The organism is Limnohabitans sp. Rim28 (assembly GCF_000293865.2).
GTDB lineage: Bacteria > Pseudomonadota > Gammaproteobacteria > Burkholderiales > Burkholderiaceae_C > Limnohabitans_A.
This window is the reverse complement of sequence record NZ_ALKN02000009.1, coordinates 147,160-162,465: the sequence shown is the minus strand read 5'-3', so window position 1 is coordinate 162,465 and position 15,306 is coordinate 147,160. Positions and strand designations below refer to the sequence as shown.

The window sequence follows — 15,306 nt, the reverse complement described above, 5'->3', positions numbered from 1 at the left end:
GCTGGGCGGGTCGTTGGCGTTATTTCTATTGGTGATGTCGTCAAAGACAACATTCGACAAATGGGTCAGCAGATTGGGTTTTTAGAGACCTATATCAAGGGGCACAGCGCCGCGCTTTGATGACGGATTCTTAGCACATGGGCTGTTGTCGCCCCCGATCCCATCGTGATCGGCGCCAACAGATGTTCATCCGCATGATCAGGTCTTCTCAACCTTGGGTTGAGGCTGCGTTTGAATCTGCGATCTTGCCGTCGCCGGTAAGCTCAAGGCCATCAGCGCACCCAGCAGGTTCACGCCGGCGGCAATGCGCATGGCTTGGTCATAGCCCTGGGTCTGGTCATAAAGCCAACCCGCCAGCACCGGCAGACTGATGGCTGCGATGCACCAGGCAATGTACAACTGACTGGCCACCCGGCCAAAAGCGTTGGGATGCCAGTAGCGCGCAATGGCACCAGCCGTCAGACCCGAAATGAAGCCGTAGCCGCAGCCGATCAGCGTCATGGACAGCACCGCCATGCCCGGTCCCGGCCAGATCAAAAGCAGGGTCGAACCACTGAGTGCGATCAGGTGGGCAGCGCAGGCCACGCGGGGCACCGCGATGCGATCAATGAGCCAGCCCCCACCTATGCGTGCAGCAGCAATCGCACCGGTGATGAAAGTGGTGCCTCCCAACGCAAACAGGCTTTTGGCGCCATAGGCCTGCAAAATGCCTGCGGCCTGGCTCATCACCATCAGGCCCGCCGAGGCTGCGAGAAAGAAAACAGCAAACAGCCGGGCAAACAAGCCCCAGTGGCGGGCCTCGCTGTCGGCTGCACTCGCACCAGGATCTTGCATGCGAACCTGGGCACGCAGCCAGAGCATGGCGGCGATGGCGCAGCAAGTCAGCACCGTGAGCGCAAGACCGGCCAAGGTGGCGCGCAGGCCGAACGCCTCGATGGCCCAGCCAAAGACCGGTGCGCCCAGCATGGCCCCCATGGGATACAGGCTCACCACATAACCGTTGGCCAACCCGCTCATCGGGCTGATGGTCTGATTCAGACCCTGCTGCATCATGATGAAAGCCACCCCGCCGCCCAGTCCGAACAGAACGCCGTAGCCCAGCAGCAAATGCGCGAGGCCTTGTGCAGTGGCGCAGATCAGCAGGCCAGAGGCGCTCACTGCACCACAGACCAGCAGCAGGGGCACAGGTGCGAAGCGACGGTAAAGGGCGGGGCCGATGAGCATGCCGATCGTGAGAAAGATCGACGCCATGGAAAACACGATCGCCATCTCGGCCCGACCAATACCGAGCAGCGCCTCCATCGGTTTGAGGAAGACCGAAAACGCATAGACGGTACCAAAGGGCAGATTGACCACGGTGGCCGCAGCCAGGACGAGTGCCCCTCGGCTGATGCCGCGTGAGGTGGGTGAGTCGCTCATCGTAGGATGGGGTGGCGGATCAAGTTGACGTCGATTTCGACGGTTTTTTCTGCGTCAACGGTGATGTGCTTTGGCGGCTTTTGCGCAAAGTGGGCAAGCCCACACCCGCGGCGTCAAATCCACCATCTACCGCGATGGTTTGGCCATTGATGTAGCTGGCCTCACGGCTGCACAGAAAAGCCACAGCGTTGGCTATTTCTTCTGTGCTGCCATAGCGGTTCATGGGGATGGTGTCGTGGTAGTCCTTGATGATGGCCTTGCTGTGCACCAACTTGGCCATTTCCGTGGCCACAGGCCCAGGTGCAACACAGTTCACGCGAATGCCAACATCCCCCAATTCTGCGGCTTGCTGTTTGGTCAGGTGGATGATGGCCGCTTTGCTGGTGCCGTAGGCCACGCGCAGGGTGCTGGCTCGCAGGCCCGAGATCGAAGCGATGTTGACGACACTGCCCCCCCCGTTTTTGAGCATGACCTTGGCACAAGCTTGCGTGCACCAAAAGGCGCCGTCCAAATTGGTGTCCATGATGTAGCGCCAGTCTTGCCAAGTCACTTCCAGTATCGGTTTGAAAATCGCAACGCCCGCGTTGTTGACAAGCGCGTCGATGCGGCCGAACTTTTTCTCGATGCGATCGATGGACCGCGACACCTGGTTGGGCTTGGACACATCACAGTGAATCGCCAGGAAATCGGTGCTGCTGAAATGGGCTTGCGTTTTGCCTAGCGTTTCTTTGTCACTGTCCAGAGCCGCGACTCGGTAACCGCGCTTCAGGAAAGTGTTGCAAATCTCCAGGCCAATACCGCGAGCGCCTCCGGTGACGACCACAACAGGGTTTGAATTTTCGGGTGTTTTCATGGTCATGCGCGTTGGAATGTTTCAGAAGAAAAGCTTGCAGAACAAGCCACCTTGCCCACCGTGCGCCAGCTGGCAAGCAGGCCCTGGTGCCCAGCAGGGCCTGCACCTTGACCCCACAGCCCAGTGCGTCGATGTTCAGGGTCCTTGGGGGGCTTGATCATGGTGATGGGCTTGTACCGGTTCAGATGATGTTACTTTGAAGGATCTTCAATGGGTGTCAATTGAGTGTCTAGACCGCCAACGATGGTGGGTGGTTTAAAGGCGAGATGACCACGCCAGTTCAGAGTAAGTACTCTGCAACCCGCCTGGCCTCTGCTGAAGACTTTCGCCAGACCATCGAAACCGGCAAGGGTTCATGGCTGATGACCACTGGCAATATGGCTGTTTCATGGTGACTCCTGAGGGCTGCCGACTGCGCACAACAGGTCAAGAGCTCGGTTTGTGCCACCACCGACAAACTGTAGAAAAACGAGGGCGATTCGACCGCCGGAACTGGCGGATGGATGCCCCTTCTTAAAAAGGCTTCCATCAAACCAACTCGGGTGGTTGATTGCATGTTGGGGAGAATCCACTGCCAATGGGCCAATTCTGAAAAATCAATTTTTTTCTTTTGGGCCAAAGGGTGCTTGCTGGAAGAAACCACCGACAGAGAGGCCTGGTAAAGCAATCGCTGCGACAGGTCCTCAAAATAAGGCGCCTCCACCACATGGCTGGGTAAACGGCCCAGCAAGAGGTCAATCTCACCTTGCAACAACATTTGCAACAAGTGGTCTGCCCGACCATCCACAATGCGCGGGCGCCAAATGGTGGGACCACTGATCAATTTTTTGATGATGTCTGGCAGCACGGTGGCTGCCGTGTGCGGAAAGGCGCCGATTCGAACGATGGGTTGTACAGCGCCTTGAAGGGTCGACCCCATCGCACCAACTTCACCCAGCACAGTCTGCCACCTTGGCATCAGCGCGACACCTTCGGCGGTGAGCGCCATGCCGCGGCCTTGCCTTCTAAAGAGTTTGACATCAAACAAGGACTCGATTTCTTTGAGCATCATGCTGGCGGCCGATTGGGTCATGGACAGTTGCTCCGCCGTGTCCGACAAAGAACCCTGAGTTGCCAGCAGGCTCAAAAACCGCAGTTGTTTAACCCGCAATTGATCTAAACGAGGATGAAGCATTCGAGGCCCTGTAAGTTCAGTATTTATTGATGTTGTAGCATTGATTTTTGATATTTCCCTGATGAGCGCAATCTAAAATTACCGCGTCACCAATGAATCGGAAGACCCATGCCAATACGCAATAGACGAAATTTCAGCAACGGTCTGATGGCCATGGCACTGGGGGTTGCACTGGCGCACCCCTGCGCATTTGCCCAAGATTGGCCCAGTAAACCCATCAGCTTGGTGGTGCCATTTCCTGCTGGCGGCTCCAATGATGTGGTGGCCAGACTGGTCGGAGAAAGTGTCAGAAAGCGACTGGGACAAGCGGTTTTGGTGGACAACAAACCCGGAGCCAACGGCTCATTAGGCGTCGAAACCACTTTGCGCACGGCAAAAGACCAACACACTTTTTTGGTGGCCTCAGATTCGGTGTCGCTGTTGCCGTTGTTCAGACCCATGCCATGGGACCTGACCAAAACATTTACACCGGTGTCTGTTCTGACGTTTCAACCCATCGTGGTGGTCACGGCACCTTCAGCTGGCTTGAAAACCATTCAAGACCTGCAAGCCCGCGCCAAAGGTAAGCCAGATCAAGTGTCTTATGCCAGTTCGGGGCAGGGCTCGATTCAGCATTTGGTGGGTGAACTGTTTGCGCAAAATTTGGGCATCAATTTGCTTCACATTCCCTACAAAGGGGGTGGCCAGGCTGTGAACGATGTCATTTCCGGCCAAGTCAATGTGGCCGTTTTGGGGGCAGCAGCGGTGTTGCCACACATCAAATCGGGTAAGTTGATTGCTTTGGCAGTCAGCACCAAGCGCCGTTCTGCCATCTTGCCCGACACCCCCACACTCAGTGAGAGTGGGGCGGGCGATATCGATGTACCGCAATGGTCAGCACTGTTTGCACCGGAAGGCACACCGGCGCCGGTGATCTCACAGCTGCGCCGAGTTGTCGATGAGTCTTTGAATGAGCCTGCGCTCAAGCAACAGCTGTTGGGCCTTGCCATGGAAACGGTGGCCATGACGCCAGAAGTGTTTCAACAGCGCATGACACAAGACCGAGAGCGGTGGGCCAAACTGATCAAAGATCGCAAGATCGCCATGGAATGAAGATGTCATCCAAAGAAAAACAACCGCACATTGTGCTCGTTTTGGCCGATAACTTGGGCTGGGGCGAGCTAGGCTGCTACGGTGGCGGTGCGCTGCGTGGCGCACCCACACCGCGCATCGACGCACTGGCTGAAGAAGGCCTGAAGTGCCTGAACTTCAACGTCGAAAGCGACTGCGTTCCGACGCGGTCAGCACTGATGACAGGTCGCCACCCCATTCGCACGGGTGCGCTGCAGTCTGTACCCGCAGGCTTGCCGCAAGGTATCCACCCTTGGGAAAAAACACTGCCCCAAGTTCTGAAGCAAGCAGGTTATGAAACTGCCATGTTTGGCAAATGGCATTTGGGCGATCGCGATGGCCGATACCCCAATGATCGTGGCTTTGATGAGTGGTACGGCATTCCGCGCACCAGCAACGAAACGCTCTTTACGCAATCACCAGGTTTCGATGAAACGGTGGTTGACATACCGCAAGTGATGGAGGGCTTTGCAGGCCAGCCCGCGAAAAACGTTGCCGAATACGACCTGGTGAAACGGCGTTTGATCGACAGTGAGCTGACCGAAAAATCGATTGACTTCATGCGCCGAAAAGCAAAAGGCAGCCATCCCTTCTTTCTGTATGTTCCCCTTACCCATTTGCATTTCCCAACCTTGGCACACCCTGACTTTTCGGGGAAAAGTGGCGTGGGCGAGTTTGCAGATTCCATGATGGAAATGGACCATCGCGTCGGGCAGTTGATCGATGCCGTGAAGGACCTAGGACTAGAGAACGACACCTTGTTCATTTTTGCCAGTGACAATGGCCCCGAGTTTCGACGCCCATGGCGCGGTACCGCTGGCCCGTGGTCGGGCACTTATCACACCGCCATGGAAGGCGGACTGCGCGTACCACTGATCGTCAAATGGCCCGGACAGATTGACAAAGCGCGCGTCAGCGACGACATCATGCATGTCACCGATTTGTTCACCACCTTGATCGATGTTGCCGGTGCCGAAGTGCCCACCGACAGGCCGATTGATGGCCTCAGCCAATTGAATTGGTGGAAAGGTACCGTTGAAAAATCTGCACGTGATGGTTTTCTTTTTTACATCAAAACCGAGTTGCGCGCTGTGAAGTGGCGTCACTGGAAGCTGCACTTTGTCTTTGAAAGCGAACCGAATTCAGGCACCAAGCATCTGGAAACCCCGTGGCTGTTCAATATCAAGCGAGATCCCAAAGAAGAGACCGATGCGGCCATGGAAGATGGCTGGGTGCGCGGTCCCATGAGAAAAATGATCATGGCCTTTGAGAAAACACTGAAGGAGCATCCGCCTGTGCCCCCCGGAGCTCCTGATCATGTGAACCCTGGGTCCCCTTTAGCCAAACCCTGACTGCGAATGTGCAGTGGGTGTGGCGGAAAAATCAAAGCAAGCAACTGGGCGTATTGGAATCTCGCATGTTTTTAATGCATCCACAGCAGGTCTGTTGGCTTGAAAACGCCGTGCGTGGGTTCATGCCACACCATGGATGAGCATCAGATTTTTCATTCGCTGAACAGCCATCTCGGGGTGCTCCAGCAGATGGGCCTGATCGGCCAATCGGAACAACTCTGCTAAATGTTGAACGGAGCGGGTGCTTTGCTGACCGCCAATCATGCTGAAATGGTTTTGGTGACCGTTGAGCCAAGCCATGAAGACAACGCCCGTTTTGTAGTAACGGGTAGGCGCCTTGAAAATATGGCGTGACAGAGGGACCGTCGGCGCCAAGATGGCATGGAAGGTGTCTCGTTGGCCTTCAGCCAAGGCCGCCAGTGCCAAACTGGCGGCGGGTGCAATCGCGTCAAAAATGCCGAGCAGCGCGTCGCTGTGCCCATGGACGGCATCTTCTCCATGACCATCGCCAGCAATCAGCTCTGCATAGTTGAAGTCATCTCCTGTGTACATGCGCACGCCGGGTGGCAGGCGACGACGCATGCTGATTTCCTTGTCTTTGTCGAGCAAGGAAATCTTGATGCCATCCACCTTCTTTGAGTGCGCCTTGAGGATGCCTAAGGCGGTGTTCATGGCTTGGTCCAGATCATGACTGCCCCAGTAACCCTTCAGTGCAGGGTCAAACATGTCGCCCAGCCAATGCAGCACCACGGGTTGCCGGACCTGACTCAGGATGCGGTCGTAAACGCGCTCATAGTCTGCGGGACTTTGGGCCACGCGCGCCAAGGCCCGACTGGCCATGATGATGAGTTGGCCACCCAGGTTCTCAATCGCCTCCAACTGTTCTTCGTAGGCAGCAATGACTTCGTCCACCGTCGTGACATCGTCCAGCACCAAGTGATCTGTGCCACAGCCTGAAGCAATGCGTGCGCCTGGCACATCTTGGGCCGCATCCAGCGTTCGGCGGATCAGTTCCAAGGATGTTGGCCAGTCCAGACCCATGCCGCGCTGCGCGGTGTCCATGGCTTCGGCTACGCCCAGGCCCAACGACCACAAATGCCGTCTGTAGGCGATCGTGGCATCCCAATCCACAGCGCATTGCAGCCAAGGGTCCACATCAGCCAGTGGATCGGCCACCACATGCGCTGCCGAGTAGGCCACGCGGTTGAATGGCTGAAGCGACTTGGGTTTCAAAGGGACGCTGCCGCACAGCCTGTAGTTTTCCAGGCGCCCCGCAGCGGTTGGCAGGCTCAAGTTCAAGGGCACAGCTTGGGCTTTCAGGGTGCTGGTGAGAGCCCTGCAGCTTTGACCAGCACCGCGTTGCTTTTGATTTCGTCGCGGATGTAGGCGTCAAACTGTTCAGGCCGCATGGTCCAGGCGTCAGCGCCCAGGGTGACAAAACGCTCTTTGACTTCGGCCGTCGCCAAGGCCTTCACGACCTCTTCATTCAACCGATTGACAATGTCTTTGGGCGTTTTCCCCGGCACCATCATGCCAATCCAGAAATTGAATTCAGAGCCAGGGACACCGGCTTCTGCCGTGGTCGGCACTTGTGGCAAAGCACTGGCACGCTTGGAGGAGCCGACAGCCAAGGGGACCAACTGACCGCTTCGAATTTGACCAATGACGGGCGCTATGGGTGAAAAATAGTAATCAACACGACCTGAGATGACCTCGGTCACGGCTTCGCTGGAACCTTTGAAGGGGATGTTGGTGGCTTCGATCTTGGCGGCCAATTTGAATTTCTCAGCGTTTAAATGCGTGGCACTGCCTTGACCCGCGGACGCAAAATTCATACCTCCTGGCTTGGAACGTGCAGCAGTCAGCAACTCTTGCAGCGTCTTGATGTTCTTTGTGGGCGACATGACCAGCACGTTGGGTGTGCTGGAAATCGGTGTCACACCTGCAAAATCGTTGAGCGTATCGAACGGCAACTTGGCAAATGTCGAAGGACTTACCGTGTGCGACGACGAGTGAATCATGATGGTGTAGCCATCAGGTGCTGCAGTGGCGACGGCTTGCTGCCCGATGGTGCCACTGGCGCCGCCACGGTTATCAATCACCAGAGCTTGCCCCATGCTCTGGCTCATCTTGTCTGAGATGGCGCGGGCAATGATGTCGGTCGTGCTGCCCGCTGCGAACGGAACGATCACACGAATCGGTTTGTTGGGATAGGCCCCTTGGGCCGAGGCGCTCCACGGTGCAATCAGAGCAAGGCACGTGACAGGTATCAACGCTAAACGGTGAAATGTTTTCATGTTGTCTCCAGTGGTGGATAGCCCTGCGGGTATCGGTGCTCAGGGCGGGTTTTAAAACAAGGTGATCAGGACAGCTTGGCCGCTTTTTTGATTTGCGTCAGAACAGCCATTTGGGGCGACTTTTTGTAATGCGTGTCCAGCGGGTAGCAGCCCGAAACCAGGCCATTGCGCGGCGCGGTGGTGCAGTCGCTGAATGTGCGGCAAAGGCGTTTACGCTGCATGGCACGACCCGCGAGTACGTCGGCGGGCAAATCGGGGTAAGCCAGCACCATGCGCCCTAGGCCCACGAAGTCGGTCCAGCCTTGTTTGACTGCGGCTTGAGCCACATGCGGCAAGAACTCCTGCAGGTAGGTGTAGCCACTGCCAACAAAAGCCATGGAGGGGAACATTTTTTTGAGGTCGCGCACAATTTCCAGGTGACGCATCACGCCAACCAAGGGGTCTTCTGGGGGCTGGTAACCGTCTGACGGCGGATACAGGGCAGGTCGTGTGACATGGGGCGTGTAATACGGGCTGCCTACCGTCACGTTCACCAATGAAATGTCCAACGATTCCAGAACCTGAAGAAATTGCGCAGTCTCGTCCAAGGCGTATTGCAGGGGGTTGGATTCATTCACGCCGAAACCGTAGCGGTAAGGCATGGCATGGGTGTAATCCACCGGAATACCGGGGCCCAGGGACTCGTCATCTGAAAGGTTCGGATCGGCTTTGTAGGGCAAAAAATCAACCGCCGAAAGCCGCACGCCCAATGCCATGCCTGGCACCTCGGCACGGATGCCTTGCGCCAGTTCTCGGATAAAGCGGGTGCGGTTGTGTATGGAGCCACCAAACTCGCCTTCTCGCGTTTTGGCGGAGAGGAATTCGTGGCCCAAATAACCGTGGCAGTGTTTGAGGTCGACGAATTGAAAACCACAGTCCCAAGCACGCTTGGCGGCCACCACAAAGTCATCGATCAACTGGCGAATCTCGCCGTCAGACATGACGATGATGTTTTCCTTCGGGCCAAAACGTCCATCGAGCAGCGGGTGCTTGTACAGCACCCGGGGCTCCATGCGGCTTTCCAAGTTGGGCTTGCAAAAACGCCCAGAGTGGGTCAATTGCAAACCAATCACCAGGTCTTTGTCGCTGCCCATGCTTTCGCGGTGGGCCTGTACCAAGCCCTCTCGCAGTTGCGCGATGCCCGATTGTGTTTGCGCGCTCATGACCAATTGCTTGGGGTTGGCGCGACCATCGTGACGCACCGCGACCGCTTCGCCACCCCAGATCATCTTGGCGCCAGAACGGCCAAACAGCGACCAGCGGCGGCGCGTGTTGTCTGACGGGCTGCCATCGGCCAGTCCGTCCCACCCTTCCATGGGGTGAATGGCGTAGCGGTTGCCGAATTTGAGTCCCGAAACCGTCATGGGCTGGGCCATGGCGGCTGTGTCGCCCGATTCCAGATCTTCATCGCAAGGCATGTGCAAACCCAAGCGATCCAGGTTCTCCTTGAAGCCTTGCGGGCTGGACAAGGATTTGACCTTGACGAAATCTCCAAATTTCATGTGCGTGATTCCAGGGGTTTTGCCAAAATCATCATAACCATTTGGGTTCATGTGGCAAGGGCAGGATTACCCGTGCACCTGCACGGGCACACACCTCATGGCAGTGCCGGGGTCAGCCGCCTGTTGCATCCTTGATGCATTTCTTGGTGAAGCTGTTTTTGGCTGCGCCTGCCAGCTTCTTATCAGCGGCCTGTGCCTCACACGTGGCGGTGGCGGTGGCCAAGGCTGCTGCAGCGTCTTTTTCGCATTTCTGGACGAAGCTGTTTTTGGCCGCGCCCGCCAGTTTTTTCTCGGCAGCTTGCGCATCGCAGGTGGCTGCAAAAGACGGGGCGCTCAAAGTCAGGAGGGCAACAGACAAGAAAGCAGTTAAATTTTTCATGGGAATTCCGTGGATGAAAGCCAAATCAAAAAGTAACAAAATTAACAATGTCTGGCAAGTGGGATGACTTTGATATTTTTTAAAATGTTCTAGAGATTTTTGGCGTGAGCCTCTGGCATTTATCACTTTAGACTCTCAAGGTGTGCACCAATTTCACGCCAACCCAACGCGCCCAATGGGTCAAAGACGCCCTTGGCGTCGATCTGCCTTCAGACTTCCCTGACGAAACCTTTCCCGGCTACCTTGCGCCCTTGGTCGTCAAGAGTCGGCAGTCCGAACGCGTGGCCTGTGGTTTGGCTCGGTTTGGTTTGATACCGGCATGGGCCAAGGACGACAAGATCAGCCGTCATACCTACAACGCGCGCAGCGAGACCGCAGCAGAAAAACCCAGTTACCGTTCTGCATGGCGGCAGCGACAGTTTGGCTTGGTGCTGGTCGACAACTTCTATGAGCCCAGTTACGCATCGGGCAAGGCTGTCCGATGGAAAATTGAACGCGCGTCTGGCGAGCCATTCGGCATGGCCTGCCTTTGGGACCGTTGGACAGACCCCGCGTCAGGGGAACGGGTGGTGAGCTTTTCCATGCTGACGGTCAATGCAGATGGGCATCCGGTGATGAAGCAGTTTCACAAGCCCGGAGACGAAAAACGCACCCCTGTGATCATTGCGCCCGCGTTGCACGACGCATGGCTTTCGGCCGATACGGCCCAAGCTGCTGAGCTGATGACGTGGGCGCACATGCCGGATTTGTCGGCGATGCCCGCGCCAAGGTGAACCCCCACAAACAGATCTGAGGGTTCAGGTGCCGATCACGCCGCCATCTTTTTTGCGAATGGCCACCGTGGATGAGCGAGGCCGCCCACCGGGGGTGTAGTCGGGCCAGTTGGAGTATCTGGCGGGGTCGGCCGGGTCGCTGCGGTCGCTGGGGGTTTCGCCCGGGTGCTGGATGCTGATGAACATCGTGGTGCCGTCCGGAGTCAGGTCAACGCCGGTGACTTCGCAGTGGGTGGGACCGGTCAAAAAGCGGCGGGTTTCGCCCGTGACCGGATCGCAGGCCAGCATCTGGTTGTTGCCCACGCGGGCCAGCTCGCCTTTGTACATCTGGGTGGCATGGGTGTCGGTTTGAATCCACAGCACGCCGCGCTGGTCAAACGCGATGCCGTCGGGGCAAGCGTAAATGTCGCCCCGAATATTGCCCTTGGCCTCAGGGCGTTCGTTGGCAGGGTCGCCCGCCAGTACCAAGTGGTTCCATTCGAAGCGGCGGCCGTCAAAGTCGCCATCTTCTTTCCAGCGGATGATCTGGCCCATGACGTTATTGGCCCGCGGGTTGGCCGCATCGACCCCGGGTCTGCCTGGCTCGCCACGCTGGCTGTTGTTGGTCAAGGTGCAATAGACCCAGCCGCTGTCGGGGTCGATGGTCAGCCATTCGGGGCGGTCCATCTTGGTGCCGCCCAGCAGATCGCTGGCCTGGCGTGACTTGATGACGACTTCGCCGGCGTCGGCAAAGCCGTTGGCCGCCGTCAGAGGCCCTTGGCCCTGTACCAGTGGCAACCACTCGCCCCGACCATCGGCGTCAAAGCGGGCCACGTACAAGGTGCCGTGGTCCAACAATTCTTTGTTGGCCTGAGCTTGGGTGAGGCCCTTGCCTGCGGGTGCAATTTTGTCGCGGCTGACGAATTTGTAGATGTACTCAAAGCGGGCGTCTTCGCCCGAATAGACCACGGCGCGGCCATCTTTGGTCACGCCCACCCAGGCGCCTTCGTGCGCAGCGCGACCCAGGGCCGTGCGCTTGATGGGGGTGCTGGTGGGGTCCATCGGGTCGAGCTCGACCACCCAGCCAAAGCGGTGAAATTCGTTGGGGTTTTGCTTCAGGTCAAAGCGCGCATCGTGTTTTTCCCAGGCGTACAAGCCGTCTTTGCGTGCGCCCCAGCGGCGCTGGTCGGGCGTTGGGGTGTCGGCACCGCCAAAATAAAAAGCGAAGTTTTCTTCGCCCGACAAGTAGGTGCCCCAAGGCGTTTTGCTGCTGGCGCAGTTGTTCAAGGTGCCCAGCACGGTGCGCCCTTGCGGGTCGGCGGCCGTGCGCATCAGGGCATGGCCCGCAGCAGGGCCACTGACGCTGAAAGGCGCGCTCATGGTCAGGCGACGGGCGAAGCGCGAGGGCCGCACCATCTGCCATTGTTGGTTCTTCAGTTCGACCTCGAAGACCGACAGGCCATGCGCGTTTTGCGATTTGCGCACTTTCTCGGGGTTCATGGCGTTGAAGCCGCCCACATGCAGCAAGCCGTCGTCGGTGTATTCGTGGTTGATGGCGATCAGCCCTCGGCGCGAGCCGGCGAGCGGGAAATAGACCAGGCCATCGTGGTGCATGCCCATTTGCGCGGCTTGCTCATCCGCGGTGTTGGAGCCGTCCATTTTGAAAGCGGGCATGTTGCCCGGGATGCCGACGGGCTCGCCCCACGGTGCCAAAGGCGTGGCCACATAGCCTTCGGGCACCACCAGCTGGTCACCCATGCCCACCGGAATGCCTTTGAAGCCGAGTTTGGGCTGCGCGGGTCCCCAGCTGGCACAGCCCGCCAAAGGGGCCAGCGCCGAGGCCAGCGACAAGGTCACGCCACCTTTGAGAAAGCTGCGGCGGGACTCTGCCAGCACCTGGTGAATGCTGGGGTTGGACGAGCGGTTGCTGTCTTCCATGGTGCTGAAGTCTTTGGCCATGATGGTTTCACTCCTGGGTTTGAAAAGCTTGGATGGGTTGAGACCGTGGTGCGGGCATCAGGATGGATCTGGGCTTGCGAAACGATGGTGATTTATTTTGGGCCTGGTTGTGGTGTGTGGTGGCGCCGCAGGTGACACCTGACCGCACAAGGGCTGCCGATAATCCACGATCCAACCCCGTAGGAGAACCGCATGGCTGGTGCGTTGAATGGATTGCGTGTACTGGATTTGACCAGTGTCTTGATGGGCCCTTTTGCCACGCAGCTGATGGCGGACATGGGTGCGGACGTGGTCAAGATCGAGTCGCCCGCCGGGGACACGGTGCGCGGTATTGGTCCGATGCGCCATGCGGGCATGGGGTCGATTTTTTTGCACGTCAACCGCAACAAGCGCAGTGTGGTGTTGGACCTGAAAAAGCCTGAAGGCCTGGCTGCTTTTTTCAAGCTGGTGGAGACGGCCGATGTGGTGGTCTACAACATCCGGCCCCAGGCCATGCAACGTCTGGGCATCGATTACCAACGGCTCAAAGCCATCAATCCGCGCATCATTTATGCAGGCCTGTATGGCTACAGCGAGAAGGGGCCTTACGCGGGCAAGCCCGCTTACGACGACTTGATTCAAGGCGCTGCGGCTGTGCCCAGCCTGATGAGCCTGGCCAGTGGCGGCGAGCCACGCTATGTGCCCCTGACCCTGGCTGACCGCACGGTGGGCCTGATGGCTTCCAATGCCATCTTGGCGGCAGTGATTGCGCGCCACCAGACGGGCTTGGGTCAGGCGGTGGAAGTCCCCATGTTCGAGACCATGGCGCAATACGTCTTGGGCGAGCACATGGCCGGTGCCACCTTCGAGCCGCCTGAGGGCGAGACCGGTTACCCGCGCTTGCTGGTGCAAGAGCGCAGGCCCTATCCCACCAGCGATGGCCATTTGTGTGTGTTGATTTACACCGACCGGCATTGGCAGAAATTTTTGGAATTGATGGGTCAGGCGCAACTGTTTGAACAAGACCCGCGTTTTGCCAGCATTGGCGCGCGGACCCGGCACATCAACGACTTGTACCGCATGGTGGCGCAGGCCATGAGCACGCAGAGCACCGCGGTCTGGATGGCGCGGCTGAACGAGGCCGATATTCCCTGCATGCCGATGCACGACATCGACAGTTTGTTGCAGGACCCGCATTTGCAGGCGGTGGGCATGCTGCAAGCAGTGGATCACCCCACAGAGGGTCGGTTGCAAGAAATTGGTGTGCCCGTGAGCTTTTCTGGCACACCGGGTTTGACCGTGCAAAAACCTGCGCCGCGTTTGGGCCAGCACAGCGCCGAGGTCTTGCGCGAAGCGGGCCTGAGCGAAGAGGCAGTGCAAGCGCTGCTGGCGATGGTGCCCACAGTTTTGTAGGCGCCCAGCCTGTGGGCGATGGCCTGCAGGGGTGCAGAGCTTGGAATCGCCCACGGGGGTGGGCTCCTACAGGGGAATTTCCTGAATTTGGGTGGCCCCGAGGGTCATTCGGCTTTGGCGCCCGAGTCTTTCACGGCCTTGGCCCAGCGCGGCATTTCGGTGCGCAAGTGGGCCGCGTACTCGGCGGGTGTGCCGCCCAAAATTTCAGCGCCTTGTGCCGCCAGACGGGCGCGCAGATCGGGGTGGGCCAGCGCCTTGTTCACTTCGGTGTTGAGCTTTTGAATGATGTCGGCTGGGGTGCCGGTCGGCACCACGATGCCTTGCCATGCGGCAGCGTCAAAACCAGGCATACCCGATTCGGCCAGCGTGGGCAGGTCCGGCAAGAGGCTGGAGCGCTTGATGCTGGTCACGGCCAAACCGCGCAGGCGGTTGTCACGCACATAAGGCAAGACCGTGTTGATGGTGTCGATCATGAACTGGGTTTGGCCTGCCGCCAGATCCACCAGGCCCGGTGCACTGCCTTTGTAAGGAATGTGCTGCGTTTGTACGCCGGTTTGCGTGGACATCATGGCGCTGGCCAGGTGCGTGATGGTGCCGGTGCCTGAGGAGCTGTAGTTCAGTGCGCCTGGGCGCGACTTGGCCAAGTCCAGAAACTCTTTGACGCTGCGTGCGGGCAGCTGCGGGTTGACCACCAACACCATGGGCACGCTGGCCGTCAGCGCCACGGGGGCGAAGTCTTTCAGGGTGTCGTAGTTCACTTTGCCGTAGAGCGCTGGGCCAATCACGATGGCCGATGTGTTGTAAAAAATCGTGTAGCCATCGGGCGTGGCCCTGGCCGCAAGTTCAGCAGCCAGGTTGCCACCCGCGCCGGGTTTGTTGTCGACAATGACCTGTTGACCCAACTGCTCTGACAGCCTTTGCGCCAGGACCCGAGACACCAAGTCGGTGGGGCCGCCGGGCGGGAAAGCGATGATCATGCGCACCGGCTTGTTGGGCCAGCTTTGGGCCCAGATGCTGCTGGCCATGAGGGCCAAAAAAAGACCCGTCAAAAATCGAAGGCAAGTGGTCATGCAAATAC

General features: G+C 58.2%; 13 protein-coding genes. 4 read left to right on the top strand and 9 right to left on the bottom strand.

Going from position 1 to position 15,306, the window contains the following annotated elements; translation table 11 throughout:
• Positions 1 to 198: 198 nt before the first annotated feature.
• The 3 genes from B472_RS11900 to B472_RS11890 form a co-directional block, all read right to left on the bottom strand.
• Positions 199 to 1,419 carry a nitrate/nitrite transporter gene (locus B472_RS11900; RefSeq protein ID WP_019427157.1) on the bottom strand — a complete coding sequence of 407 codons (1,221 nt, stop codon included), beginning with the start codon at positions 1,417 to 1,419 and terminating at the stop codon, positions 199 to 201.
• Between the two features lie 19 nt (positions 1,420 to 1,438).
• Complete coding sequence (locus tag B472_RS11895; protein WP_019427156.1) at positions 1,439 to 2,278, bottom strand: SDR family NAD(P)-dependent oxidoreductase; 840 nt, start codon at positions 2,276 to 2,278, stop codon at positions 1,439 to 1,441.
• Positions 2,279 to 2,552: 274 nt separating this feature from the next.
• Positions 2,553 to 3,446, bottom strand: a complete 894-nt coding sequence (locus B472_RS11890) for a LysR family transcriptional regulator (RefSeq protein WP_081504966.1) — start codon at positions 3,444 to 3,446, stop codon at positions 2,553 to 2,555.
• Positions 3,447 to 3,554: 108 nt separating this feature from the next.
• Between B472_RS11890 and B472_RS11885 the strand changes: the two genes are divergently transcribed.
• Positions 3,555 to 4,538 (top strand): tripartite tricarboxylate transporter substrate binding protein, encoded by a 984-nt coding sequence (locus tag B472_RS11885; protein WP_081504965.1) that lies wholly within the window; start codon positions 3,555 to 3,557, stop codon positions 4,536 to 4,538.
• 2 nt (positions 4,539 to 4,540) lie between these two features.
• Positions 4,541 to 5,908, top strand: a complete 1,368-nt coding sequence (locus tag B472_RS11880; protein ID WP_050995458.1) for an arylsulfatase — start codon at positions 4,541 to 4,543, stop codon at positions 5,906 to 5,908.
• Positions 5,909 to 6,028: 120 nt separating this feature from the next.
• Here the strand turns inward: B472_RS11880 and B472_RS11875 are convergent, their stop codons facing one another.
• From B472_RS11875 to B472_RS11860, 4 genes are all read right to left on the bottom strand, one after another.
• Positions 6,029 to 7,213, bottom strand: coding sequence for a dihydrodipicolinate synthase family protein (locus B472_RS11875; RefSeq protein WP_026039579.1), 1,185 nt, complete (start codon positions 7,211 to 7,213; stop codon positions 6,029 to 6,031).
• An 11-nt stretch (positions 7,214 to 7,224) separates the two neighbouring features.
• A complete protein-coding gene (locus B472_RS11870) occupies positions 7,225 to 8,205 on the bottom strand; it encodes a tripartite tricarboxylate transporter substrate binding protein (RefSeq protein WP_026039578.1) in 981 nt (326 codons plus the stop codon).
• 65 nt (positions 8,206 to 8,270) lie between these two features.
• A complete protein-coding gene (locus B472_RS11865; RefSeq protein ID WP_026039577.1) occupies positions 8,271 to 9,746 on the bottom strand; it encodes an NADH:flavin oxidoreductase in 1,476 nt (491 codons plus the stop codon).
• A 112-nt stretch (positions 9,747 to 9,858) separates the two neighbouring features.
• Complete coding sequence (locus B472_RS11860) at positions 9,859 to 10,251, bottom strand: hypothetical protein (protein WP_238147439.1); 393 nt, start codon at positions 10,249 to 10,251, stop codon at positions 9,859 to 9,861.
• A gap of 14 nt (positions 10,252 to 10,265) precedes the next feature.
• Between B472_RS11860 and B472_RS11855 the strand changes: the two genes are divergently transcribed.
• Positions 10,266 to 10,898, top strand: a complete 633-nt coding sequence (locus tag B472_RS11855; protein ID WP_019427147.1) for an SOS response-associated peptidase — start codon at positions 10,266 to 10,268, stop codon at positions 10,896 to 10,898.
• Positions 10,899 to 10,922: 24 nt separating this feature from the next.
• Here B472_RS11855 and B472_RS11850 read toward each other — a convergent pair whose 3' ends face one another.
• Positions 10,923 to 12,836: a PhoX family phosphatase gene (locus B472_RS11850; RefSeq protein ID WP_019427146.1), complete on the bottom strand. Its 1,914-nt coding sequence runs from the start codon at positions 12,834 to 12,836 to the stop codon at positions 10,923 to 10,925.
• 192 nt (positions 12,837 to 13,028) lie between these two features.
• On the opposite strand from B472_RS11850, the gene B472_RS11845 reads away from it, so the two are divergent.
• Positions 13,029 to 14,228: a CaiB/BaiF CoA-transferase family protein gene (locus B472_RS11845; RefSeq protein WP_040505947.1), complete on the top strand. Its 1,200-nt coding sequence runs from the start codon at positions 13,029 to 13,031 to the stop codon at positions 14,226 to 14,228.
• 104 nt (positions 14,229 to 14,332) lie between these two features.
• Here the strand turns inward: B472_RS11845 and B472_RS11840 are convergent, their stop codons facing one another.
• Positions 14,333 to 15,298, bottom strand: coding sequence for a tripartite tricarboxylate transporter substrate binding protein (locus tag B472_RS11840; RefSeq protein ID WP_019427144.1), 966 nt, complete (start codon positions 15,296 to 15,298; stop codon positions 14,333 to 14,335).
• Positions 15,299 to 15,306: the final 8 nt, after the last annotated feature.

Bases quoted from the DNA above. Each gene is read 5' to 3' on its own strand.
- B472_RS11900 (WP_019427157.1), bottom strand. From the start codon at position 1,419: ATGAGCGACTCACCCACCTCACGCGGCATCAGCCGAGGGGCACTCGTC.
- B472_RS11865 (WP_026039577.1), bottom strand. From the start codon at position 9,746: ATGAAATTTGGAGATTTCGTCAAGGTCAAATCCTTGTCCAGCCCGCAA.
- B472_RS11840 (WP_019427144.1), bottom strand. From the start codon at position 15,298: ATGACCACTTGCCTTCGATTTTTGACGGGTCTTTTTTTGGCCCTCATG.
- B472_RS11870 (WP_026039578.1), bottom strand. From the start codon at position 8,205: ATGAAAACATTTCACCGTTTAGCGTTGATACCTGTCACGTGCCTTGCT.
- B472_RS11880 (WP_050995458.1), top strand. From the start codon at position 4,541: ATGTCATCCAAAGAAAAACAACCGCACATTGTGCTCGTTTTGGCCGAT.
- B472_RS11895 (WP_019427156.1), bottom strand. From the start codon at position 2,278: ATGACCATGAAAACACCCGAAAATTCAAACCCTGTTGTGGTCGTCACC.
- B472_RS11845 (WP_040505947.1), top strand. From the start codon at position 13,029: ATGGCTGGTGCGTTGAATGGATTGCGTGTACTGGATTTGACCAGTGTC.
- B472_RS11890 (WP_081504966.1), bottom strand. From the start codon at position 3,446: ATGCTTCATCCTCGTTTAGATCAATTGCGGGTTAAACAACTGCGGTTT.
- B472_RS11850 (WP_019427146.1), bottom strand. From the start codon at position 12,836: ATGGCCAAAGACTTCAGCACCATGGAAGACAGCAACCGCTCGTCCAAC.
- B472_RS11885 (WP_081504965.1), top strand. From the start codon at position 3,555: ATGCCAATACGCAATAGACGAAATTTCAGCAACGGTCTGATGGCCATG.